Genomic DNA, 23,625 nt, shown 5'->3' on the forward strand with positions numbered 1-23,625 from the left:
CGCCCGGCGAGGAACCGTCACGGCCGCCCGGCGAGGAAGCGGTCACGGGCCGCCCGTCGGGGAAAGCCGCCACCGGCCGTCCGGGCGGGGTGCGGTGGTGTCAGGACCGCTTGACGAGGCCCAGGAACGACCGCCAGGCGGCCGGCGCGAAGCTGAGCACCGGGCCCGCCTCATCCTTGCTGTCGCGGACGCCGACGACACCGGGCAGGTTGGCGGCCACCTCCACACAGTCACCGCCGTTGCCGCTGCTGCGGGTGCTCTTGTGCCAGATCGCGCCGGTCAGGTCCATGAATCTGCCGCCTCCGAGATCATCTTTACGGTGGCCCCGTGGGGTAACGCCTCGGCGCGCACCGATTCCCAGGTCCGTCGCAGCGAGTGTACGTCCGCCGTCCGCTCGATGATCGATCCATGCAACTGGTTGTCGAGGTAGGCGATGTCGTCGCCCTCGGGCGGCGTGGCGATCACGAAGGCACCGTTCAGCCCGGGGTACGCCCCGGTCCCCTTCGGCACCAGGTGCAGGTGCACCCTCGGCCGGCTGCCGACGTCCCGCAGGTGCAGGAGCTGCTCCCGCATCACCTTCGCCCCGCCGACCGGGCGCTCCAGCACGGTGTGGTCGAGCACCGCCACGAACAGCGGAGGGTTAGCTCGGGTCAGGATCTCCTGCCGGGCCAGTCGCGCCGCGACCTGCTGCTCGATGTCGTCACCGAGGAAATGGCTGGCCCGCTCGAAGAGTTCCCGGGCATATGCCTCGGTCTGGAGCAGGCCGGGCAGGACCGTTTGCTGGAACGAGCAGAGTGCGGTCGCCTCCTGCTCGATGGTGACCCACTCGCGGAACCAGGGCAGCAGGCTCTCCCGGATCTGGGCGTCCCGGATCCGGGCCAGCAGGCCGTCAGTGTCCAGCACGGTGTCGCAGCGCTCGGCGAACTCCTTGCGCGGCGGCCGACGGCACTGCTCGACGGCGGCGACCAGCGAGGCCGAGTAGTTGACCAGGTCACCCAGCCCTTCCTGGGACAGTCCCGCCTTCGTCCGCAGCCGGCGCAGCTCCCCGGCGAACAGTTCCAGCATGGGCAGACGTTCCATCTGCACAACTCCTGTACGTGAAGGGTGTCGGCGCTGCACGCCCGCTCCGGTGCAACGCGAATGCCTTCCGACGGTAACGGCAACCTGAGCAGACTGTCACGTATGCGGACCTGCTCGACGCCGGACGAGGGCTCGGGCCGACTCCGCCGGGGCCGCCCCCTCCCCCGTGGGGGCGGCCCTTCCAGTCTCCGAGGAGGTAGGCCGTGCCCGGTCCGATCAGGTGGTGGAGAACCCGCGACGTCGCTGCCGGCCCGGACGACCCGGTCTGCGCCGGGACGCCGTCCCATCGGATGCGCGCGGCCCACCGGTGACCGGCGTCGACGGTGGGGAGCCGCGCCGCCGGGTGGCGACTCCGATGACGGCCCGTCGGGTGATCCCCCACGTCGCCATGCGCCCGCTCTGGCGGTGCCGCAACTGCGGCGGGGAGTGGCCCTGCCAGCCGGCCCGGCTGGGCCTGCTGGTGGAGTACCGGGGCAACCGGACCGGCCTGCTCGTCTATCTCGCCACGTTGATGACCGAGGCCGAGCGGCAGCTCACCCAGCTCCACCCCGACCGGCGCGACGAGTTGACGGACCGCTTCCTCACCTGCGCCAGGGCACGGGAGTGACCCCCGGCCGCCCGTCGCCAACCGTGGGTACCCCGTCACAGGAGGCGTGGCGGACGGGGTACCCACGGGGTCGGGGGTCAGGCGACCAGCCGCTTGGCCAACTCGTCGGCGACCTGCTTGGCGATGGTGGGCGGGATGGCGGCGGCGATCTTCTCCGGGGTGAGCCCGGTCAGGACGCCGGTGATGATGGCTTGCTCGTCGGTGAAGTCCTTGGTGGCCAGCGCGGTCAGTGCGGTCTGCAGCGAGGCCACCTGCGCGCCGAGCGACTTCAGGCTCGGGTGCGGGACGACGAAGTCGGGGTTGGTGTGGTCCTCACCCATCGCCATCCGGGTGTAGATCTGACCCACCGGGTTCCGGCCGTCCAGGACGGTCAGGTTCTTGTGGACGGTCTCCAGCCAGGCGTGCTCTTCGGGTGTCATGTCGGGTCCTTCCAGTAGTCCGATGCCGGTCAGGTAGCGCCGGAACAGCGAGGTCTGGTCCCGTCCGGCCTTGGTCGAGTCGCGGAAGAAACTGAAGTGGGTGTGCCACAGGTGCGAGTCGTCGCCGGAGCTGCGCTTGCCGAGCCGGTCCCAGCGCCGCACGACCTTGCCGTCGGGCGAATAGATGATCTCCCGCAGGTCGCGGCTGTCCGCCGTGTTCGCCCGGCACTGGGCGACACACCACTCGGAGAACGTCCGCAGGTCGTGGGTGGCGCCCCCGGACCGCACGCTGAACGTGCCCACGTCCAACCCTGAGGCATAGAGGGTGAGGCCGGCGGAGTCCCGGGGTGACTCCACCACGGAGTAGTCGTTGGCGACCACCCGGTCCGAGCCGGTGTGGTAGCCGCCCCGGTGGGCCGGATCGCCGACGATCCCCACCGCCGCCGGGTCGAGGCTCTTGATGGTGTCGAGCAGGAGCCGGCGGACCGCCAGCAGATTGGCCGGAGCCGTCGTCATGACGTCCCCCTCTCCGCAGTCGGAACCAGGGCGCCGACTGCTTCAGCACCAGGCCAGGGCCGGAAACGTCGCTACTCCGCGTAGGCAGTGCCCGCTGGGAGAGCGGACCCGACCGCTGGTGCACGTCATCGGGCGTTGCGAGAGACGATATCCACAGTTGCCAGAAAAGCCCAGTTCAGAGGGATTGTCTTCAGATAGGTCGAAGCTGGGAGTTGACTGGGACCGTGGGCAGCACCAGCCGCGACGGATGCGATGGATCATGCAGGATCTGCCGCAGCCCTGCGCGGAGCGTGATGGCCGTCCCGAGTGGTTCGCCGGTGCCGGGATTGCGCGCGTAGCGGGGATGGGCACCGCCTGAGACCTGCACCCGCAGCCGGTGCCCCACGGCGAAGCGGTGCGCCACCGGCCACAGTGCCACCGGCACCCGGGTCACCCCGTCCGGGTCGACCGGGAACCGGCCGGGGGCCATCCGGACCAGACCGTCGGCGACGTTCCAGGACCGGCCGCGCCGGTCCACGTCGCAGAGCCGCACGAAGACGTCCAGGTACGACAGTTCGCTGCGGACGTGGATCTCCGCGTGGACCGGGCCGACCACCTCGACCGGGTCGGTCAACACCGCACTGGTGTAGACCAGCACGTCGGGGCGGGCCTCGACGGAACGGTTGTCGACCGGGCCGGCCCGCTGGGCGACCAGCAGCGGACCGCCCAGCGACGGGGTGGGGTCGGCGGGGTCGTACCGGATGGTGTCCGGGGCCGATTCGGCCGGTGGCTGCGGGGCGAGCCGGCCCCCGGCGTGCAGGTGCCACGGGGTCGCGGTGGCCGGCGGCGGCCAGTCGGGGAGGTCACGCCAGCCCCCGCCGTCCCCGCCGACGTGCACCCGCACCGGGGCGCGCGGCGGCGCGGGTCGGCCGTGCAGGTGGGCGTCGAGCCAGCCCAGCCCCTCCCGCAGCGACTCCGCCAGCAGGCCGGGGCTGCCGTGCGTCCACGGGCCGACGGTGAGCCGGGTGGGCACGCCCGCCGCCCGCAGCGCGGCGTGGTCGGCGAGCTGGGCTGGCAGGAAGATGTCCTGCCAGCCGCTGACCATCGTCACCGGGGCGCGCACCTCGGCGATCCGCGCGCCGAAGACCCGGGTCCGCCAGTAGTCGGCGTCCGGGGTGTGGTGGTGCAGCCACTCCTGGAAGAACGGCACGGTCACCCCGGTCGCGACCCGGTCGGCCTCGGCCAGCGGCAGGTGGGCCAGGGCGGCGGCCAGCCGGGGCTGCCCGCGCTTGAGCTCCCACTGCCGGGCCAGCCACGGTACGGTCTGCGCCTGGAGCAGCTCGGCCCAGGTCAACACGGTGTCCAGGGCGAAGGATTCTCCCGCGTACGTCGAGTCGCGGGTGGCCGAGGCGGTGACCACGGCGACCATCGCGGCCAGCTCCTCCCCCGCGTCGGCGGCCAGCGCCCACTGGACGAAACCCTGGTAGCTGGCCCCGAACATGCCGAACCGGCCGGTGTACCAGGGTTGCCGACGCAACCAGTCGACGGTGTCGAGCCCGTCGTCGCGCTCGTGCACCAGCGGGTCGAACAGCCCGTCGGAGCCGTCGGTGCCCCGGCAGGACTGGATCACCAGGTGGAAACCGCGACCGGCGACCAGCCGACCGAGCAGCCGCATCGGCCCGCCCCGCCCGTACGGCGTGCGGATCAGCACGGTCGGCGCACCGGGCAGCCGGGGGGCGTAGTGGTCGGTGCGCAGCCGCGCCCCGTCGCGGGCCCGGACCACGACGCCCCGGGTGACGTCGACCCGGTGGGTGGGCGCGGCCGGCAGCCGCAGCGCGGCGGCGGCGAGTCGGGCGAGCGAGCGGTCCAGCACGACGGTCAGTCCACCGGGCGGCGGGACGGCTCGGCGCGGGCGGCCCGCATGGCGTCGCGGTGCTCCTGCATCGAGGCGACCATGGTGGTCATGAACCGCTGCACGACCGCCAGCTCGTCGTCGGTGAACCGGGCCATCACCTCGTCGGTACGCCGCCCGAGCGGGCCGAAGAAGCTCATCGCCAGGGCGGCCCCCCGGTCGGCGTAGTGCAGGAACACCTTGCGCCGGTCGGCGGTGTCGCGGTCGCGGCGGATGTGCCCGGCGCGTTCCAGCCGGTCGATCAGCGCGGTCACCGACCCGGAGGAGAGATTCAGCTGTTCACCCAGCCGGCCGGGGGTGATCGGGTCGCCGAGCAGCTCGGCGTCCATCACGGCGATCAGGGCGTGCAGGTCGGTCGGGTTGAGCCCGTGCAGGCCGGCGAAGGCGTGCCCGATGTGCTGCGCGTCCACCGAGTAACGCCGCAGGTCGTTGGTGATGTCGGCCACCATCCGCCCGCGCGGATCGTCCCGCCGCCGATACATCTCGTGCGCTGCCACGCCCGCCGTCGCCCCCTGTCGATGCGCCCGGTTGCAGCATAGAACAGCTACCGATAATCTCGTCCATCAAGATACTCGAAGGGCGGGCTATCTCTCCGTCCGGCGTCCCCACCGACCAAGAGGGCCTCCGATGTCTCTGTTCACCCGCGTCGCCCGCAGCCGGCTCGCCGCCTGGCTCACCGTGGTCGCCGCGATCGTCGTCGGCGCGATCGTCTTCGGGCTGCCCAAGCCCGACAACCCCGCCCCCGTCTCGACCACCGGCCTGTCCGTGCAGTGGCAGTCGACCCAGGTGGAACGCCTCCAGGAACAGCTGCCGCAACGCGACGTCCAACCGGCCATCGTCGTGGTCAGCCGGGACGACGGCGCGGCCCTGACCGACGCCGACCGGGCCGCCGTCACCGGACGCTCCGACGCGCTGGGCCGGCTCGCCGTCGGCGGTCAGGTCAGCCCACCCCAGGTCTCCCCGGACGGCACCGTCGCGCTGCTCGCCGTCCCGCTGGACACCGCCGGCGGCCAGCAGGCCGTCGCCGACGAGGTGGCCCAGGTACGCGACGCCGTCGGCGGCCTCCCCGACGGGATCACCGTCGCGGTCACCGGGGCACCCGCCTTCACCGCCGACCTGACCAAGGTCTTCGAAGGCGCCGACATCACCCTGCTCGCGGTCACCGCCGGCGTGGTCGCCCTGCTGCTGCTGATCACCTACCGCAGCCCGTTCCTGTGGATCGTGCCGCTGATCGTCGTCGCCGCCACCGAACAGCTCACCCTGCGGGCCGTCGACACCATCGTCCCGGCCGTCGGCATCAACCTCCAGGAGGGCGCGGTCACCGGCATCGCCAGCGTGCTGGTCTTCGGCGCCGCCACCGACTACGCCCTGCTGCTCATCGCCCGCTACCGGGAGGAACTGCGCCGCCACGAGGACCGGTTCGCCGCCATGCGCGCCGCCGTACGCCGTACCGCCGAACCGATCCTGGCCAGCGGCGGCACCGTCGTGCTCGGCGTGCTCACCCTGCTGCTCTCCGAGCAGGAGACCAACCGGGCGCTCGCCGTGGCCTGCGCCACCGGGGTCGTGTTCGCCATGCTCTCGGCGCTGTTCGTGCTCCCCGCCGTGCTGGTCATCTTCGGCCGGGGGCTGTTCTGGCCGTTCGTGCCCAGGGTCGGCGGCCCGGCCCGCGAGGGCAAGCTGTGGGGCCGGCTCGGCGCGGCCGTGGTCCGCCGCCCGGTGCCCGTCGCCGCGCTCGCCACCCTGCTGCTCGCCGGCCTCGCCCTCGGCGGCCTCGGCATCCGCACCGGCCTGTCCGAGACCGAACAGTTCCGGGTCGAGCCGGAGGCGGTCGCCGGAGCCCAGACCCTGGCCCGCGCCTTCCCCGCCGGCACCACCCAGCCGGTGGCCGTCCTCACCAACCCGGCCGCCGCCCCGGCGGTCACCCGGGTCGCCGCCGCCGTGCCCGGCGTCGCCTCCGCCCGGCCCGGCCTGGCCGGCGGCAACGTGGCCCAGGTCGACGTGGTGCTGACCGACGAACCGGGCACCCCGGCGTCCGACCGGGCCGTCGAGGCGCTGCGCGACGCCGTCGCCGCCGTACCCGACTCCGCCCCACCGGCCGTCGAGGGCGTCGACCCGCCCGACGGCGCGCTCGTCGGGGGCACCGTCGCCGCGACGTACGACTCCGACGAGGCCAACACCCGCGACCTGTGGCTGATCCTGCCGATCATCCTGGTGCTCGTCCTCGCCGTGCTGGTGCTGCTGCTGCGCGGCCTGCTCGCCCCGCTGCTGCTGGTGCTCACCGTGATCGCGTCCTTCTTCGCCAGCCTCGGCGCGGCCTGGCTGCTCTTCGACCACGTGCTGGGCTTCCCCGCGCTGGACAGCGGAGTGCTCCTGCTGGCCTTCGTGTTCCTCGTCGCCCTCGGCGTGGACTACAACATCTTCCTGGTCACCCGGGCCCGGGAGGACGCCCGTCTCACCGGCACCCGGGACGGGATGCTGTCCGCCCTGCGGGTCACCGGCGGGGTGATCACCAGCGCGGGCATCCTGCTCGCTGCGGTCTTCGCCGTCCTGGGCGTGCTGCCGCTGATCCTGCTGACCCAGATCGGGATCATCGTGTGCCTCGGTGTGCTGCTCGACACACTACTGGTGCGCACGGTGCTGGTGCCGGCCCTGGCGTTCGTGCTCGGCGACCGCTTCTGGTGGCCGGGCCGCATCCAACGGGACGCCCCCGACTCGGCCGTCACCCCCGAGCCAGCCGCCCACCCCTGACCCAGCCGCCCCCGACACGGGCGCCACCACCCCACGAGACTGAACCGACCTCCACCCTCCGCCCACCCCTCATTTCCAGCCACCTCCCACCCCAGCTCCCTCGCTACCGACCCTCACCCCACCTCCCACCGCGCCCTCGCTCCCGGCCCCTCGCACCACCTCCCGTCCCCGCTCCGGGCGCGCGCGAGCAAGATCGCGCTCGATCCTGGTTGTAGTTGCCTCCGCAGCTTCGAACACCACTACAACCTTGTTCGAGGGCGAACACGGGCGGCGGGCGCGGGCGGGCCGGGGCGCGGCGGACAGCAGACGCGGGCACGAGCGGCGGGGGTGGGCGAACGCGGGCGACGGGCGACGAACACGGCCGGCGCGACGGGTGGGCGCAGGTGCGGGGATGTGGTGCCGGTCACGGCCGGCCCGGTCAGCGGGAGCAGTGCCGAGACGGGCCTTCCCGGGCCCGCGTACGCTAGGAGACCGACCAGCAGGGTCGACTCCCCCCGGCACCGACACCGACGATCACTGTGGCCTCGTCCGCCGTGACCGTCGCGACCGGGTGCCCGACCGGCCCACCGGGGCCGGCGGGATGCCGGTGGGAGCGGCAGACCCGCAGCTGGCACGGCCGCAACAGCAGTTCCGGCCGAGTTCCGGGCGGCGTCGGGGGTGACCCCGACACCTGACCCGGCAACCGCAGACAGGAGTATGGAGGGTATGCAGCTTCGCACCGACCTCCGCAATGTCGCCATCATCGCCCACGTCGACCACGGCAAAACGACCCTGGTCGACGCCATGTTGCGGCAGGCCGGCGCCTATGGGGCCCGTGGTGAGAACACCGAGCGCGTCATGGACTCGATGGATCTCGAACGGGAAAAGGGCATCACCATCCTGGCCAAGAACACCGGCGTGCGCTACCTGCCGGCGGACGGCTCCGACCCGGTCACCATCAACATCATCGACACCCCCGGCCACGCCGACTTCGGCGGTGAGGTCGAGCGGGGCCTGACCATGGTCGACGGGGTGGTGCTGCTGGTCGACGCCAGTGAGGGCCCGCTGCCGCAGACCCGGTTCGTGCTCCGCAAGGCGCTCAAGGCCCGGATGCCGATCATCCTGGTGATCAACAAGGTGGACCGGCCCGACGCCCGGATCAAGGAGGTCGTGGACGACACCTACGAGCTCTTCCTCGACCTGGACGCCGACGAGGAGCAGATCGACTTCCCGATCGTCTACGCCTGCGCCCGCGACGGCATCGCCTCGCTGACCCAGCCCGCCGACGGCTCGGTGCCCGGCGACAGCACCAGCCTGGAGCCGCTGTTCCGGACCCTGCTCGACACCATCCCGCCGCCCTCCTACGACGAGGGTGCCCCGTTGCAGGCGCACGTCACCAACCTGGACGCCTCGCCGTTCCTCGGTCGGTTGGCGCTGTGCCGGGTGCGTCAGGGCACCATCAGCAAGGGCCAGACGGTGGCCTGGTGCCGTACCGACGGCAACACCCAACGGGTCCGCATCTCCGAGATGCTGATGACCGAGGGCATGGAGCGTAAGCCCGCCGACTCGGCCGGGCCGGGCGACATCATCGCCGTCGCCGGCATCCCCGAGATCATGATCGGTGAGACCCTGGCCGACGCGGAGAACCCGATCCCGCTGCCGCTGATCACCGTGGACGAGCCGGCCATCTCGATGACCATCGGCACCAACACCTCGCCGCTGGTCGGGCGGGTCAAGGGCGCCAAGGTCACCGCCCGGATGGTCAAGGACCGGCTCGACAAGGAGCTGGTCGGCAACGTGTCGCTGCGGATCCTGCCCACCGAGCGGCCGGACGCCTGGGAGGTGCAGGGCCGTGGCGAGCTGGCCCTGGCGATCCTGGTCGAGCAGATGCGCCGGGAGTCCTACGAGCTGACCGTCGGCAAGCCGCAGGTGGTCACCAAGGAGATCGACGGCAAGACCTGCGAGCCGGTCGAGCGGCTGACCATCGACGCGCCGGAGGAGTACCTGGGCGCGATCACCCAACTCCTGGCCACCCGCAAGGGCCGGATGGAGCAGCTGGTCAACCACGGCACCGGCTGGATCCGGATGGAGTGGCTGGTGCCGGCGCGGGGCCTGATCGGCTTCCGCACCGAGTTCCTCACCGACACCCGGGGCACCGGCATCCTGCACCACGTCTTCGAGTCGTACGAGCCGTGGTTCGGTGAGCTGCGCACCCGCAACAACGGGTCGCTGGTGGCCGACCGGACGGGCGTCGTCACCCCGTTCGCGATGATCAACCTCCAGGAGCGCGGCCAGCTCTTCGTCGAGCCGACCACCGAGGTGTACGAGGGCATGATCGTCGGGGAGAACTCCCGCTCCGACGACATGGACGTCAACATCACCAAGGAGAAGAAGCTCACCAACATGCGGGCCTCGACGTCCGACGAGACCGAGAAGCTGATCCCCCCGCGCAAGCTCTCCCTGGAGCAGGCGCTGGAGTTCTGCCGCGAGGACGAGTGCGTCGAGGTGACCCCGGTCGCCGTCCGGATCCGCAAGGTGGTGCTGGACCAGACCCAGCGGGGTCGGATGGCCGCCCGCCGCAAGCACGCCGGCTGAACCACCCCACAGCACCCCGCACCACCCCGGAGCCCCGGTCCGCCACGCGCGGCCCGGGGCTCCGCCCTGCCCGACCGGGAGCCGACCGACGGGACGGGAGACCGGGGCCGAACCGGCCGCCCGGAGTACGGCGGCGGGATGGCGCGGGTAGGGCGGGCTCGACCGTCGGGCCGCCCGGGAGTAAGGCGGACGGGGTGGGCGGGCTCGACCGTCGGGCCGCCCGGACGACGGGGGCCGTGCCCACCGGTCGCCTCGCTTCGGCGGCCCCCGTGCCCGCAGGCGGTCCGTTACCGTCACGGCATGACCTGGGATGACCTCGACGCCCGGCTGGACCGGGTGCCCGGCACCGTTTCGGCGTACCTGGGTCGGCTCGACGCGCCGGCCACCTGGACCCGTACCCCCGACGCCACCCACTACGCGGCCAGCACCATGAAGGTCGCGGTGCTGCTGGCGCTGCACCGGGCCGCCGAGGCGGGCACCCTCGACCTGGACGTCCCGGTGCCGGTGGTCGACGAGTTCGACTCGGCCCAGCCGGGGGCGCCCCGGTTCTCCTGCGCCCGGCACTACGACAACGACGACGCGGTCTGGGAGCGGCTGGGCGGGCAGGCCACCCCGCGTTGGCTGGCCGACCGGATGATCACCCGGTCCAGCAACCTCGCCACCAACCTGATCATCGACCGGGTCGGGCTGCCCGCCGTCGCCCAGGCGTGGCAGCTCGCCGGGGCCCGGCACAGTGTCACCGGTCGGGGCATCGAGGACGCCGCCGCCCGGGAGGCCGGCATCACCAACCTGGTCACCCCGGCCGACCTGGCGGCGCTGCTCGGCGGGCTGGCCACCGGTGCCGAACACCCCGGACCGCTGGCCACCCCGGCCGCCTGCGCCGCCATGCTGGACGTGCTGCTGGCCCAGCGGCACCGGGAGGATCTCGCCGCCGGGCTGCCCGACGGCACCCGGATCGCCCACAAGAACGGCTGGGTACGCGGGGTACGGCACGGTGCCGGCGTGGTCCTGCCCGACGACGCCCCGGCGTACGTGATCGCCGTCTGCACCACCACCGACCTGGCCGCCTCCCCCGACGACGACCTCGACGACGCCTGCCGACTGGTCGCGGAGATCTCGGCAACGGCCTGGGCGGCCCGACACGACCTGGCCGGCTGACCCGCAACGGCCCGGCCCGCCACGATCGGCTGACCGGCCCGGCTGGGCCCGGGCCAGCCCGGTGTCACTCCAGCAGGTGCGCCCGCAGGGCGGCGCGGACCTCGGTGGTCACCCCCAACCCGTCCACCAGGTACGCGTCGAACGACCCGAACACCCGGCGCACCTCGTCGTAGCCCGCGTCCAGGTACTCGGGGCGGACCTCCAGCACCGCCTGCGCCGTCTCCGGGTCCAGCTCCGGCCGGCGACGCAGCATCGCCGCCGACATGGTCGCCCGCGACTCCACCGTCAGGTCGTTGTGCCGCAGGTAGTCGGCCCGCACCGTCGCCTCGTCGACGCCGAGTGCGGTGAGCAGCACCACCGCCAGCCACCCGGTGCGGTCCTTGCCGGCCGAGCAGTGGAACAGCAACGGCAGGTGGGCCGGATCGGCCGCCAACCGCACCGCGTGGGCGAAGCCCTCCCGGGCCACCGCGGCGCTGACGAACCAGCGGTAGACCTCCGCCATCGCCGCCGCCGCACCCCGCCGGGCCAGCTCGTCGTACCCGGCGAGGTCGTGACCGTGCAGCACCGCCGAGAGGTAGGTGAACCCGGGGTGCGCCGGGTCGAGCACCGGCAACCGGACCAGACGGGGGTCACCGACCAGCCGGTTCGGCGGGGCGAGCGCGGTCTCCGAGTCGTCGCGCAGGTCCACCACGCAGGCCGGGGCGAGCCGGCCCAGCACCGTCAGGTCGGCCTCGGTCAACCGCCCCAGCGCCGGGGTCCGGATCAGCCGGCCCACGCGTACCCGCCGCCCGTCCGTGGTGGGTAGTCCGCCCAGGTCACGGGCGTTCGGTGCGCCCACCAGCTCCCAGTCCCGCACGCTCATCGGCCTCCCCTTCCGGCGACATGGTGCGTATAGGGTGCCGCACATGACGATCGCCGCGGTACGCACCCACCGGCTGTCCGCGCCGCTGCACACCCCGTTCGTCACCGCGCTGCGCCGGACCACCACGGTGCGGACCCTGGTGGTGGAGGTGACCGACGACGACGGTCGGTCCGGTTACGGGGAGGCACCGCAGGTGTGGCAGGTCACCGGGGCTTCGGTGGCCGGCGCGGAGGCGTGCGTGCGGGACGTGCTCGCCCCGGTGGTGGTCGGCCGGGACGCCGACGACGTGCTGGCCCGCTGCGCCGAGATGGCGGCGACGGTGGCCGGCAACGAGGCGGCCCGCTGCGCGCTGGACGTGGCCCTGCACGACCTGGCGGCACGGCGGCTCGGCGTACCACTGGTGCGGTTGCTCGGCGGCACGGCGCTGCGGGTGCCGACGGACGTCACGCTGGCGGCCGGGGACGGCGCGGAACTGGCCAGGGCGGCCCGGCAACGGCAGGGCGAGGGCTTCGACGTGCTCAAGCTGAAGGTCGGCACGGATGCGGCCGGCGACCTGGCACGGGTCCGCGCGGTCCGGGCGGCCGTCGGCCCGGGGGTGCGGATCCGGTTGGACGCCAACCAGGGCTGGACGCCGCGCGAGGCGGTCCGGGTGATCCGGGGCGTCGAGGACGCCGGGCTCGACGTGGAGCTGGTCGAGCAGCCGGTCGCCCGGTGGGACCTGGACGGCATGGCCTGGGTCGGCGACCGGGTGGGCGTGCCGATCCTGGCCGACGAGGCGGTGTTCGGGGTGCGGGACCTGGTCGAGGTGATCCGCCGGCGGGCCGCCGACCTGGTCAACGTCAAGCTCGCCAAGTGCGGTGGGCTGCGACCGGCGCGGACCCTGCTGGAACTGGCCCGCGCGCACGGCATGGGCACCCTGGTCGGGTCCATGATGGAGAGCCAGGTCGGTGTCGGGGCGGCGGCCAGCCTGGCCGCCGCGTACACGACCAGTGCCGTGTCCGACCTGGACGCCGCCTGGTGGCTGGCCCGGTCACCGGTGCGCGGGGGGCTGCGGTACGAGGGCGCCACGGTGGTGCTGCCGGACGCCCCGGGGCTCGGGATCACCTCGGTGACCGAAACAAAAGTTCACCACCAGAGTTGATGACCGCATTTTTCTTACCTATCGTCCGGTGAGGCACCGACACGTGAGCCGGAGGTCGACGTGGAGTTGGAGCCGGGCTGCGAGGCCCTCGTACAGGTGGCCGTCGCCACCCTCTGGACCGACCCCGGCGCGACCCGCCCGGTCGACCGGCCGGCCCTGTCGGTGCCGTCCGACACCGACGGCTGGATCACCGGGATGGACGCCACCCAACGGGTCGGCGACTGCGTGCTCAGCCAACTGCTGCTCGGTGAACGGGTCCTGGTGACCGCGCTGCGCCCCGGCGGCTGGGCCGAGGTGGTCGCGGTGCAACAGGCCGCCCCCCGACGTGACCCGCGCGGCTATCCCGGCTGGCTGCCCACCGCGCAACTCACCCCCGCCACCCCCGACGCGGACCCGCCCGGTCCGTTGGTCGTCGACGCCGTCAGCACCGGCCTGCGCGCCACCCCGGACGGCCCGGTGACCCTGCCCGGGGTCGTCCTCGGCACCCGGCTCCTGCCCGTGGGCCCCGCCGTCGACGGGTGGCGACCGGTCCGGGCACCCGGTCGACCCGATCCCCTGTGGGTGCCCGAGGTGGACGTCACCGACCTGCCCACCGTCGCGCCGACGGCCGACGAGGTGCTCACCGTCGCCGCCCGGCTGCGCGACGTCGCGTACGTCTGGGGTGGGCTCTCCGGGCACGGGATCGACTGTTCCGGCCTGGTCCACCTGGTCTGGCGGCGGTTCGGCGTGACGCTGCCCCGCGATGCCGACGACCAGGCGGCGGCCACCACCCCGGTGCCGGCCGGCGAGGAACTCCCGGGCGACCTCTACTTCTTCGCCCGCCCCGGACGCCGGGTCCACCACGTCGGCCTGGTGACCGACGGCAGCGGACCACGGATGCTGCACGCCTGCTACCGGCAGCGGCGGGTGCTGGCGGAGCCGCTGCCGCCCGACCGGGTCGCCACCCTGGTCGGCGCGCACCGGGTCTGACCCGGGGTTCGAACCGGCGATGGGCGTCACCGACGTGCGGTGACGCCCATCGTGGTCACGACGGTCAGCGGCGGGCCTCGACCAGCTCGCGGCGGCGGTCCCGGGACGACTTGACCAGGCTCGCCACCGTCGCCACGGCGAGGCAGCCGAGGATGACGGTCAACGACAACCAGATCGGGATGTGCGGGGCCCAGCCGATCGGCTCACCACCGTTGAGGAACGGCAGGTTGTTGTCGGCCAGCGCCTCGAGCACCAGTTTGACGCCGATGAAGCCGAGCACCACCGCCAGGCCGTAGCTCAGGTAGATCAGCCGGTCGAGCAGCCCACCGACCAGGAAGTAGAGCTGTCGCAGACCCATCAGCGCGAAGACGTTCGCGGTGAAGACCAGGTAGGGCTCCTGGGTGATCCCGAAGATCGCCGGGATCGAGTCCAGCGCGAAGATCAGGTCGGTGGTGCCGATCGCGATCATCACCACCAGCATCGGGGTGAACAACCGCCGGCCGGCCTGGTGGGTGGTGAGCTTCGCCCCGTCGTAGTCCCGTGAGATCGGCAGCGCCTTGCGGCTCCACCGGATCAGCACGTTCTCCTTGAACTCGTCCTCCTCCGGCTCACCCTGGCGGGCCAGGTTGATCGCCGTGTAGATCAGGAACGCGCCGAAGATGTAGAACACCCAGGAGAACTGGGCGAGCAGCGCCGCTCCGGCGGCGATGAAGCCACCCCGCATGACCAGGGCCAGCACGATGCCGACGAGCAGCACCTTCTGCTGGTATTTCCGGGGCACCCCGAAGCGGGCCATGATGATCACGAAGACGAAGAGGTTGTCCACCGAGAGGCTGTACTCGGTCAGCCAACCGGTGTAGAACTGGCCGGCCACGTTGCCGCCCGCGGTGACCCACAGCCCGGCCCCGAAGAGCAGCGCCAGGCCGACGTAGAAGCTGACCCAGAGGCTCGACTCGCGGACGCTGGGCTCGTGCGGCCGGCGACCGATGATGAAGAGGTCGACGAGGAGCACAGCCGTCAGTGCGACGAGAGTTCCCGCCCACACCATTCCGGACACGTTCAATCCATTCCTCCGGCAGACACGCGGCGTCGGGCACACCGTACGCCGCGTGACGGCGGGGTGGGCGACGACGCACACACTGGTGACTGACGGAGGTCTCTTCCGCCGGTGACCCGCGAACGGGCCGCCGACCGGCGGAGCCGGGTCGATTGTCGGGGGTGACGCTCGACCGTGCTGACGACTCCGTCGCGAGGGAATACTCCCCTCCTCGGCCGCCATTGTTCACCATCGAGGGCCACGGGCGCATCTCCTGCGGCATGCATTGCCGGCAGCATCACGTTCCGAAACCGGTCGCCGCGCCGGTCGCTCCGCTGCGGCAGACCGCCCACAGCGCCCGTCGAGGGGTGATGCCGCAGGTGGGGGCCGATCGGGTCGGCTGGCGCCACGCCACACCCCGCAAGGCTTCCTAGGAGGCTAGGTGTGGCTGGTGCGGAGTCGGTCCGCCTGCTCCGCGCCGGGTTCGGCCCCACTGCGGTGGGGCCTCGGCAGGGCGTGGCAGGCTGTCAGCATGGTGCTTGAGGTCGCGCTCATCGACGTACTGCCCGGACACGAGGACGATTTCGCCGCCGCCTACGCGGAGGCGCACGCCATCATCATCGCCACCGAAGGGTGCCGCTCGGTCCGGATGACCCGGGGCATCGAGTCCCCCTCCCGCTTCGTGCTGCTGGTCGAGTGGGACTCGGTGCAGGCCCACGAGGAGAACTTCCGGGGCACCGAGGCGTTCGACAGGTGGCGGGCGCTGATCGGCCCACACTTCGCCGGACCGCCCCGGGTCGAGCACTTCGTCGACGTCCCGGCCTGAGCCGAGCCGGCCGTTCCGGGTCGGCCCGGCGGGTCCCACCATCCGACCCCACGGGCCACAGGTCGTTTCGCGGTCGACCCGGCGGCGGGCCGGCCGGTTCGGGGTGGCCGGTTCGGGGTGGCCGGTTCGGGGTGGCCGGTTCGGGGTGGCCGGTTCGGGGTGGCCGGTTCGGGGTGGCCGGTTCGGGGTGGCCGGTCGAGCGGTCCCGGTTCGGGGCGGCCCGGCGGGTAGAGAAATTTACCTTGGTCGATCAGATTCGAGCCGGTTCTGTCGTACCTCCGGGTTATCGTGCGGCGCACGCGCGGCCCACCGGCCCCGACACGTTCGGGGGTGCCGGGCCCGGTGGTCGCGCGCCGACCCACCGTGCCGGTGCCCCACCGTGCCGGCGCCCCACCATGCCGGCGCCCCACCATGCCGGTGCCCCACTATGCCGGTGGACCGTTGCGGCCGTTACGGCGCAGTGGTGTTAATCCGTGGCGTCCGGTGCGCCCGCTCCGGTTGACTGGCCCGCATGACCGCACGGGTGTTCCTGGTGACCGGGGTGAGCCGACGGGTCGGCATCGGCGCGGCGGTCGCCCGCACCCTCGCCGCCGACGGACACCGGCTGCTCCTCACCGGCCTGCCCGACTTCGACGACGCCCAGCCCTACGGCGGTGACCCCGACGGCGTGCCGGCGTTGCTGGCCGATCTGGCTGGTTCCGCCGAACACATCACCGCCGACCTGCTCGACCCGGGCACCCCGGCGGCCCTGGTCGCCGAGGCGGTACGCCGGCACGGCCGGCTCGATGCCGTGGTGGCCGCGCACGCCTACTCCACCAGCACCCGGCTGGGGGAGCTGGACGCCACCCAGGTCGACCGGCACCTGCTGGTCAACGTCCGGGCCTGTCTGCTGCTGGCCGACGCGTTCGCCACCGCCTTCACCGCCGGGGCCGGCGGCCGGCTGGTGTTCTTCTCCAGCGGCCAACGACTCGGCCCGATGCCCGACGAGTTGGCCTACGCGGCCAGCAAGGCCGCCCTGGAGAACCTCACCACGCAGCTCGCGCCGCTGCTGATGGCCCGGGGGATCACCGTCAACTGCCTCAACCCCGGGCCGACCGACACCGGTTACGCCGCACCGGAGGCACACGCCGCCGTGGCCGCGCGCTTCCCGGGCGGGCGCTGGGGCACCCCGCAGGAGGCGGCCCGGCTGGTGCGCTTCCTCTGCTCACGGGAGGCGGACTGGCTCACCGGCCAGGTCATCGACTCCGAGGGTGGCTTCAACCGCTACGGGTGAGCCCGGACCGGCCGGCCGCGTACCGGGGCCGTCGGCCGCTTCGCCCGGCTCTCCCCCACGGTGGGCGGCACCCCCGCCGCCGGACGCACCGACGGCGACCGCGGGTGGGCCGACGGCGAGACCGGCGGCCCTGCGACCGAGTAGTTCCACCGTCTCCGCCGCGCTGAGCGCGGCGGCGGAGAGCCAGCCGGTCATCCGGTCGTAGCGACCGACGTCGGCGTCGGAGGCCAGCCGCACGTCGGTCGTCAGCGCCTCCAGCATCACCGTGCGCGGGTCGGCCGGGTCGGGGAACGAGTAACACGAGAAGGCGGTCAACGGGTACGCGCCACCACGCGGGACCCCCGTCCTCGGCACCACCCGGATGGTCACGTGCGGCAACTCGGCCAACGCCAGCAACTGGTCCAACTGCTCACGCCACACGTCGGCGGGCAGACCCGCCGGATCGCAGGCCCGCTCGTCGAGCAACGCGGTGTACTGCGGCGGATCGGGGCGGCGCAACACCCCCTGCCGGGTGAGCCGGGCCCGCAGATCGGCCTCGACGTCGACGTCCGGGTGCAGCAGCCGACCGGCGGTGATCCGCAGCCGGGCGTAGCCGGGCGCCTGGAGCAGGCCCGGCAGCACCGTCGGCTGGTATTCCACGATGGACGCCGCCCCCGCCTCCAGCTCGGCGTAGGTGCGCTGCCGCTCGCTCATCTCGCCGAGCGCCTTCCACCAGCCGCGCCCGGTCGCCGCGTCGCGGGCGATGACGATCAGTGCCTCGCGCTGCGGCGACGGCACCTCGTAGACGTCCAGCAGATCGAGTACGTCGGCCAGGTCGGGCCGGCTCTGCCCCAGCTCGATGCGGGACAACTTGGAGGTGGAGGCCCACCCCAACCGGGCACAGACCTGTTCCAGCGTCAGCGCCTCCCGTCTGCGCAACTGGCGCAGCTCGGCGCCGAGCCTCGCGCGTCGAATGACAGGACTCGATGACAATGGCATCCCGGCCTCCCCACGAGGGAGGGTACGCAGGATCATCACCCAGGGCAACACTTTGCTTGCTCACCGCAACAATAATCTGAGCCCGATTCGGATGACGCCGCTGTCGGAGACGGCCCCGAACGGCAGCCCCCCGTTCGCTACGGCTGCCGTTCGGGGCCGTCCGGTCAGGGCCGGTAGGTGCCGAACGACCAGACGTGACCGGCGAGGTCCCGGGCCGCGTAGTCACGGGAACCGTAGTCGGTGTCGAACGGTTCCCGGACGATCTCCGCCCCGACCGCCCGCGCCCGGTCGTGGTGGGCGTCCAGGTCGTCGACCGCCACGTAGACGGCGTAGTCGTCGTCGGCCGGCCGATCCGGTCGCCCCCGGCCCGTGCCGAGCATGACGATGCCGTCACCGAGGGCCAGCTCGGCGTGCGCCACCGTCCCGTCCGGGCCGTCGTGCACCGCGTGGACCCGGAACCCGAACGCCGTGCAGAGCCAGTCGATCGCCGCCCGGGCGTCGGGATACCGGAAGGTCGGGTAGATGTTGGTCATGCGTCGAGTGTGCCGTCCGGGGATCAGCCCGGATTGGACGAATGGGAACCCGGCCGGCCGACCGCCGTCGGGGTCGCCCCGGTGAACTCCCGGAACTCCCGGATCAGGTGCGACTGGTCGTAGTAGCCCCAGCGCACCGCCAACTCGGCCCAGCCGTCCGTCGGATCGGGACGATCCGACCCGACGGGCGACGCGGGCATGGCGTGCGTCCGCCCCAGGGCCGCGTAGGCCCGTTGGAAGCGCAGCAGCCGGGCGGTCGTCTTCGGGCCCAGCCCCAACTCCCGGCGGAACCGCGCGGTCAGGTACCGGCGACTCCAGCCCAGTTCGTCGGCCAGCTCGCCGATGCCGATCCGGCCGGCCGACCCGGCGAGTCGGCCCCAGGCCCGGCCCAGGTGCTCCTCGACCGGATCGGTGGCCGCCAGTCGGGCCCCGAGCGCCGCGTCGAGCAGAGCGAACCGGCGGGGCCAGTCCGACATCTCGGCCAGCCGGACCCGTAACCGGTCGAGCCACGGATCGGGCAGCCCGTCGACCGCCACCGCCCGGTTGGCCAACTCCCCCAGCGGCACTCCGAGGATCCGACGGGCCGCCAGCGGGGTGAGCAGCAACTGCACCCCGGCACCGGCCCCGACCGTCGAGGTCGTGCAGTAGCCGTCGTACGGCCCGGCCACGAACGAGTCCACCTGGTACGCGCTGTGCGCTGCCGAGCGCGGGTTCAGCACGTCCAGCGGGGCGCCCCAGCCGAGGACGAGGACCACGAAGGCCCCGGCCGCCTCGTGCCGCACCAGTGGCGACGCCGTACCGGCCGGCACACCCCCCGGATGCGCCGGCCGGCTCTCCCGGTAACCCAGGTAGCTGCCCACCAGGGGGCGCAGCCCACCGGCCGGTGTCCCGACGCGCACCTCGTCCAGCACCAGGGCGGCCGTCACTTCACCCCGGCGGCGTCCATCCCGCGCAGTTCCTTCTTGAGGTCGGCGACCTCGTCGCGGATCCGCGCCGCCAGCTCGAACTGCAACTCGCGGGCGGCGGCGAGCATCTGGTCGTTGAGTTCCTGGATCAGCTGCGCCAGGTCGGCGCGGGCCATCCCCTCCCGGGAGGGCGTGCCGGCCGTGGCCCGGCTGCGGCTGCGGGTCTCCTTGACCGGCGCCTTGCCCCGGGACAGCTGACGTGCGGCCCCGCCGATCCGGGAATTCTCGGTGTCCTCCGCCTCACGGTAGATGTCGTCGAGGATGTCGTGGATCTTCTTGCGCAGCGGCTCGGGGCTGATCCCGTGCGCCTCGTTGTGGGCGATCTGCTTGGCCCGGCGGCGGTTGGTCTCGTCGATCGCCGACGCCATCGACGGCGTGATCTTGTCGGCGTACATGTGCACCTGGCCGGAGACGTTACGGGCGGCCCGGCCGATGGTCTGGATCAGCGACCGGCCACTGCGCAGGAAGCCCTCCTTGTCGGCGTCCAGGATCGCCACCAGGGAGACCTCGGGCAGGTCGAGCCCCTCCCGGAGCAGGTTGATGCCGACCAGCACGTCGTAGTCGCCCTTGCGCAGCTCGCGCAGCAGCTCCACCCGGCGCAGGGTGTCGACCTCGGAGTGCAGGTAACGCACCCGGATGCCGTTCTCCAGGAGGTAGTCGGACAGGTCCTCGGCCATCTTCTTCGTCAGCGTGGTGACGAGCACCCGTTCGTCCCGCTCGGTCCGCAGCTTGATCTCGTCCATCAGGTCGTCGATCTGGCCCTTGGTCGGCTTGATCACGACCTCCGGGTCGATCAGGCCGGTGGGGCGGATGACCTGTTCGACGAACTCGCCCTGGGCCTGTTCCATCTCCCAGGTGCCCGGGGTGGCCGAGAGGTAGACCAGTTGGCCGACCCGCTCCAGGAACTCGTCGAAGCGCAGCGGACGGTTGTCGGCGGCGCTGGGTAGCCGGAAACCGTGGTCGATCAGCATCCGCTTACGGGAGGCGTCGCCCTCGAACATGCCGCCGATCTGCGGGATGGTGACGTGGGACTCGTCGACCACGGTGAGGAAGTCGTCCGGGAAGTAGTCGAGCAGGCAGTGCGGGGGACTGCCGGGCAGTCGGCCGTCGATGTGCATGGAGTAGTTCTCGATGCCGGAGCAGAACCCGACCTGCCGCATCATCTCCAGGTCGTAGGTGGTGCGCATCCGCAGCCGCTGCGCCTCCAGCAGCTTGCCCTGCCGTTCCAGCTCGGCCAGCCGCTCCCCCAGCTCGGCCTCGATGTCGCGGGTGGCCCGTTCCATCCGCTCCGGACCGGCCGCGTAGTGGGTGGCCGGGAAGATCAACAGGTGGTCGACCTCCTTGACCACGTCACCGGTGAGCGGGTTGAGGTAGTAGAGCTTCTCCACCTCGTCACCGAACAGCTCGATGCGGACCGCCAGCTCCTCGTACGCCGGGATGATCTCCAGGGTGTCGCCCCGGACCCGGAAGGTGCCGCGTTGGAAGGCCATGTCGTTGCGGGTGTACTGGATGTCGACCAGCCGGCGTAGCAGCTGGTCGCGGTCCAGCTCCTGCCCGACGGCGATCCGGACGGCCCGGTCGAGGTATTCCTCGGGGGTGCCCAGGCCGTAGATGGCCGAGACGGTCGCCACCACGATCGTGTCGCGCCGGGTGAGCAGCGACATGGTCGCCTTGTGCCGCAGCCGCTCGACCTCCTCGTTGATCGAGGAGTCCTTCTCGATGTAGGTGTCGGTCTGCGGGATGTACGCCTCGGGCTGGTAGTAGTCGTAGTAGGAGACGAAATACTCCACCGAGTTGTGCGGGAGCAGCTCGCTGAACTCCTTGGCCAGCTGGGCGCAGAGCGTCTTGTTGGGGGCGAGCACCAGGGTCGGCCGTTGCAGTCGCTCGACCAGCCAGGCGGTGGTGGCGCTCTTGCCGGTGCCGGTGGCGCCGAGCAGCACGGTGTTCCGGTCGCCACGTCGAACCCGACGCTCAAGATCATCAATGGCGGCCGGCTGGTCGCCGGCCGGCTGGAAGTCACTGACGACCTGGAAGCGACCGTCGAGCCGGGGAATGTCGAGCGCCATGACATCAACGGTACGCCGCGGGTCCGACACTGTGCCGCGACCGTCGCCAGCAGTCGACCACCTTCGATATTGCCATTGTGGCCCACATCTCAGAGGGCTAGCCTGGACACCGTAGGCCGCTCGCGGCGGCCGACCGCGGCAGTGGCCGGGCCTCGACAGGCTCCCACCGCCCGGCACCTGGGGTCGCAGCACCCGGACATCACCGGCGTGCGCATCCCGCGTGGTCGCGCCCCTGGCGCAGACCGGCCGCCGCGAGCGCCCCTGCCCGTCCGGCCGGCCACCGCCCGCCCACCCCACCCGTCCCGGCGGCGTCACCCCGCCCCCGGCCGGCCCGTTCAACTCCACGTGGAGACCTCGCCCGACCGGCCACGACACCCACCCGGCACCGGCCCGGGACGACGACGTGCCGGCCGGCGACACCGAACCGCCGGCCGACCGGTCGCCCTCGGCACGACCGCCCCGGCCGGCCCCGAGGACCGCACGCCGGGGCGGCGAAGCGCCACCCTGCTCGTCCTGGGCGCGGTCGCGGCCACCTCCGCCGCCGCCCTGGTGGCCGGCCTGCTCAGCTGGTCGCCCGCACCGGCCACGCCGGCCCGCGCGCTGACCGGCGACGAGGTCGAGCGGCTGGCAGCCGCCCGGGTCAGCGCCTACCGGGACGTCCGGGCCGGGGTACGGGTGGCCGTCGGCACCGCAGCCGGCCGTACCGACCTGGTCGGCTGGGTCGACTGGTCGCGTCCCCTGGCCTACCTCGCCGTCGGCGGTCCGGGTGCCGGCCAGGACCGGGGGCTGGTGCAGGCCGCCGGCCCGGTGGTGGTGCACCGTCGCGACCCCACGGCGATCGTGACCCCGGCCCGGCCGCCGCTGGTGCCTCCCGTCGACCGTTGGCGGCTGCGCGACCGACCCACCGGGCGACGCCTGGACGGCGCGCTCGCCGTCCTGTTCGCGCTGGCCGCCGACCGGGCCGAGCCGGCCGAACCACTCCGCACCGGCGGACGGTGGCTCGGCCGGGACACTGTCGGCGGCGACCCGGTGGACGTCCTCCAGGCGGCGCTGCCGCCGGTCGGGCCCCGTGGTCGGCCCGCCGCCGGGCCGACCGGTCGACCGGTGGCCAGGGACACCGACCCCCGCTGGTGGGTGGACCGGGACGCCCGGCTGCGTCGCTGGGCGGGCCGGCTCGACGACGGGACCCCGGTCACCATCGAGCTGGACCGGGTCGACCGGCCGACGCCGTGGCCGGTCGACGCGCTCGGTGGCCGGCCAGGACTGCCCCGGGCCCTCACCGACGAGGAGGCCGCCCGGCTGGGCCGCCTGGCCACCCGGCTACGCGCCGGCAGCGGGGCCGCCGTCACCGTGACGGCCCCCCTCGGGGCCGCCGCCAACCTGCGCGGCAGCGGCTGGTTGAGCTGGTCCGCCGATGTCTCCTACCTGTCCGTCGCCGAGCTGGACACCCTCGGCCGTCGGACGCTGCGGCGGCGGGACCGGACCGGCTTCGCCCGGGCGGACGTACCGGTCGGGCCGGACACCGCCGCCCCCGGTCCGCCGTTGCCGCCGCCGGCCGGGACCGGCTGGCGGCTCGGCGGTCGGCCGGCCGACGAGCTGGACATGCTGGTCGACGCGGCGCTACAGGCCGACGGGCGCCCGCCGGGCGTCGACACGGCCGTCCGGATCCGGGGCGACCGACGGGCCAACCGGCCGGTGGACGTGTTCGAGGTACGCCAGCAGGGCCGGCGACTGCGCTACTGGCTGGACCGCACCGGGTTCCCGCACCGGCTGGAGCTACGCACCACCGGGGGTCTGTGGGCGCAGCTGGACCTGAGCCCCGGGCCGCTGCCGGCGGGACTCGTCGCGCCCCACCGCACGGCAACGTCGGCCTCACGACCCGGCGGACGCCACGACGCTGCCGGCGGCACGATTCGGCCGACGCCCTGACCCGGCAGACGGGCACGACGCTGCCGAGTGCGCGATCCGGCGGACGGCACGATT

The 23,625-nt window shown here is 73.0% G+C and carries 19 protein-coding genes and 1 pseudogene; 9 read left to right on the top strand and 11 right to left on the bottom strand.

What is annotated here, in order from left to right:
* Window positions 1–100: 100 nt before the first annotated feature.
* Window positions 101–289 carry a DUF397 domain-containing protein gene (locus ACQP2H_RS21255; RefSeq protein ID WP_219463759.1) on the bottom strand — a complete coding sequence of 63 codons (189 nt, stop codon included), beginning with the start codon at window positions 287–289 and terminating at the stop codon, window positions 101–103.
* On the bottom strand, window positions 280–1,080 hold the full coding sequence (locus ACQP2H_RS21260) for a helix-turn-helix domain-containing protein (protein WP_357536872.1): 801 nt from the start codon (window positions 1,078–1,080) through the stop codon (window positions 280–282). Before ACQP2H_RS21260 ends, ACQP2H_RS21255 begins: the two co-directional genes overlap by 10 nt.
* Window positions 1,081–1,435: 355 nt before the next feature.
* Here ACQP2H_RS21260 and ACQP2H_RS21265 point away from each other — a divergent pair, with 355 nt between their 5' ends.
* Window positions 1,436–1,687 carry a flavin reductase gene (locus tag ACQP2H_RS21265; protein ID WP_433228598.1) on the top strand — a complete coding sequence of 84 codons (252 nt, stop codon included), beginning with the start codon at window positions 1,436–1,438 and terminating at the stop codon, window positions 1,685–1,687.
* 77 nt (window positions 1,688–1,764) lie between these two features.
* Here the strand turns inward: ACQP2H_RS21265 and ACQP2H_RS21270 are convergent, their stop codons facing one another.
* The 3 genes from ACQP2H_RS21270 to ACQP2H_RS21280 all read right to left on the bottom strand — a co-directional run bounded on the left by ACQP2H_RS21270 (window position 1,765) and on the right by ACQP2H_RS21280 (window position 4,995).
* On the bottom strand, window positions 1,765–2,622 hold the full coding sequence (locus ACQP2H_RS21270; RefSeq protein ID WP_219463763.1) for a hypothetical protein: 858 nt from the start codon (window positions 2,620–2,622) through the stop codon (window positions 1,765–1,767).
* A 190-nt stretch (window positions 2,623–2,812) separates the two neighbouring features.
* The gene (locus ACQP2H_RS21275; RefSeq protein ID WP_433228600.1) at window positions 2,813–4,474 is read right to left on the bottom strand and encodes a CocE/NonD family hydrolase; all 1,662 of its coding nucleotides are present in this window, start codon (window positions 4,472–4,474) and stop codon (window positions 2,813–2,815) included.
* Between the two features lie 5 nt (window positions 4,475–4,479).
* The gene (locus tag ACQP2H_RS21280; RefSeq protein ID WP_363818379.1) at window positions 4,480–4,995 is read right to left on the bottom strand and encodes a MarR family winged helix-turn-helix transcriptional regulator; all 516 of its coding nucleotides are present in this window, start codon (window positions 4,993–4,995) and stop codon (window positions 4,480–4,482) included.
* 145 nt (window positions 4,996–5,140) lie between these two features.
* Between ACQP2H_RS21280 and ACQP2H_RS21285 the strand changes: the two genes are divergently transcribed.
* The 3 genes from ACQP2H_RS21285 to ACQP2H_RS21295 all read left to right on the top strand — a co-directional run bounded on the left by ACQP2H_RS21285 (window position 5,141) and on the right by ACQP2H_RS21295 (window position 10,993).
* Window positions 5,141–7,261 (top strand): MMPL family transporter, encoded by a 2,121-nt coding sequence (locus ACQP2H_RS21285; protein WP_433228602.1) that lies wholly within the window; start codon window positions 5,141–5,143, stop codon window positions 7,259–7,261.
* Between the two features lie 705 nt (window positions 7,262–7,966).
* Window positions 7,967–9,835: a translational GTPase TypA gene (gene typA / locus ACQP2H_RS21290; protein WP_357013864.1), complete on the top strand. Its 1,869-nt coding sequence runs from the start codon at window positions 7,967–7,969 to the stop codon at window positions 9,833–9,835.
* Between the two features lie 300 nt (window positions 9,836–10,135).
* The gene (locus tag ACQP2H_RS21295; protein ID WP_433228604.1) at window positions 10,136–10,993 is read left to right on the top strand and encodes a serine hydrolase; all 858 of its coding nucleotides are present in this window, start codon (window positions 10,136–10,138) and stop codon (window positions 10,991–10,993) included.
* A gap of 64 nt (window positions 10,994–11,057) precedes the next feature.
* Here the strand turns inward: ACQP2H_RS21295 and ACQP2H_RS21300 are convergent, their stop codons facing one another.
* Complete coding sequence (locus ACQP2H_RS21300; RefSeq protein WP_433228606.1) at window positions 11,058–11,855, bottom strand: tyrosine-protein phosphatase; 798 nt, start codon at window positions 11,853–11,855, stop codon at window positions 11,058–11,060.
* Between the two features lie 43 nt (window positions 11,856–11,898).
* Here ACQP2H_RS21300 and ACQP2H_RS21305 point away from each other — a divergent pair, with 43 nt between their 5' ends.
* Both ACQP2H_RS21305 and ACQP2H_RS21310 read left to right on the top strand, forming a co-directional pair.
* Window positions 11,899–12,996 carry a mandelate racemase/muconate lactonizing enzyme family protein gene (locus ACQP2H_RS21305; RefSeq protein WP_357536884.1) on the top strand — a complete coding sequence of 366 codons (1,098 nt, stop codon included), beginning with the start codon at window positions 11,899–11,901 and terminating at the stop codon, window positions 12,994–12,996.
* A 60-nt stretch (window positions 12,997–13,056) separates the two neighbouring features.
* The gene (locus ACQP2H_RS21310) at window positions 13,057–13,965 is read left to right on the top strand and encodes a C40 family peptidase (protein ID WP_219463775.1); all 909 of its coding nucleotides are present in this window, start codon (window positions 13,057–13,059) and stop codon (window positions 13,963–13,965) included.
* A 64-nt stretch (window positions 13,966–14,029) separates the two neighbouring features.
* Here the strand turns inward: ACQP2H_RS21310 and ACQP2H_RS21315 are convergent, their stop codons facing one another.
* Window positions 14,030–15,028 carry a TerC family protein gene (locus ACQP2H_RS21315; RefSeq protein ID WP_219463777.1) on the bottom strand — a complete coding sequence of 333 codons (999 nt, stop codon included), beginning with the start codon at window positions 15,026–15,028 and terminating at the stop codon, window positions 14,030–14,032.
* Window positions 15,029–15,533: 505 nt separating this feature from the next.
* On the opposite strand from ACQP2H_RS21315, the gene ACQP2H_RS21320 reads away from it, so the two are divergent.
* Window positions 15,534–15,827, top strand: coding sequence for an antibiotic biosynthesis monooxygenase family protein (locus tag ACQP2H_RS21320; protein WP_208569225.1), 294 nt, complete (start codon window positions 15,534–15,536; stop codon window positions 15,825–15,827).
* Between the two features lie 511 nt (window positions 15,828–16,338).
* On the top strand, window positions 16,339–17,100 hold the full coding sequence (locus ACQP2H_RS21325; RefSeq protein ID WP_357536886.1) for an SDR family oxidoreductase: 762 nt from the start codon (window positions 16,339–16,341) through the stop codon (window positions 17,098–17,100).
* A 123-nt stretch (window positions 17,101–17,223) separates the two neighbouring features.
* On the opposite strand, the pseudogene ACQP2H_RS21330 reads toward ACQP2H_RS21325, so the two are convergent.
* The 4 genes and pseudogenes from ACQP2H_RS21330 to uvrB form a co-directional block, all read right to left on the bottom strand.
* A pseudogene (locus tag ACQP2H_RS21330) lies at window positions 17,224–18,078 on the bottom strand (helix-turn-helix domain-containing protein); the annotation flags it as partial.
* A gap of 164 nt (window positions 18,079–18,242) precedes the next feature.
* On the bottom strand, window positions 18,243–18,611 hold the full coding sequence (locus ACQP2H_RS21335; protein ID WP_357536888.1) for a VOC family protein: 369 nt from the start codon (window positions 18,609–18,611) through the stop codon (window positions 18,243–18,245).
* A gap of 23 nt (window positions 18,612–18,634) precedes the next feature.
* Entirely contained in the window at window positions 18,635–19,537 is a 903-nt protein-coding gene (locus ACQP2H_RS21340; protein ID WP_433228608.1) for a helix-turn-helix domain-containing protein, read from the bottom strand.
* Window positions 19,534–21,642 (bottom strand): excinuclease ABC subunit UvrB, encoded by a 2,109-nt coding sequence (gene uvrB, locus ACQP2H_RS21345; RefSeq protein WP_208569228.1) that lies wholly within the window; start codon window positions 21,640–21,642, stop codon window positions 19,534–19,536. The genes ACQP2H_RS21340 and uvrB overlap by 4 nt, the downstream gene beginning before the upstream one ends.
* A gap of 345 nt (window positions 21,643–21,987) precedes the next feature.
* Here uvrB and ACQP2H_RS21350 point away from each other — a divergent pair, with 345 nt between their 5' ends.
* Window positions 21,988–23,571, top strand: coding sequence for a hypothetical protein (locus ACQP2H_RS21350; RefSeq protein WP_357536891.1), 1,584 nt, complete (start codon window positions 21,988–21,990; stop codon window positions 23,569–23,571).
* The last annotated feature ends 54 nt before the right edge of the window (window positions 23,572–23,625 follow it).

It is taken from the genome of Micromonospora sp. CA-248260, assembly GCF_050942205.1.
Classification (GTDB): Bacteria; Actinomycetota; Actinomycetes; order Mycobacteriales; family Micromonosporaceae; genus Micromonospora; species Micromonospora antibiotica.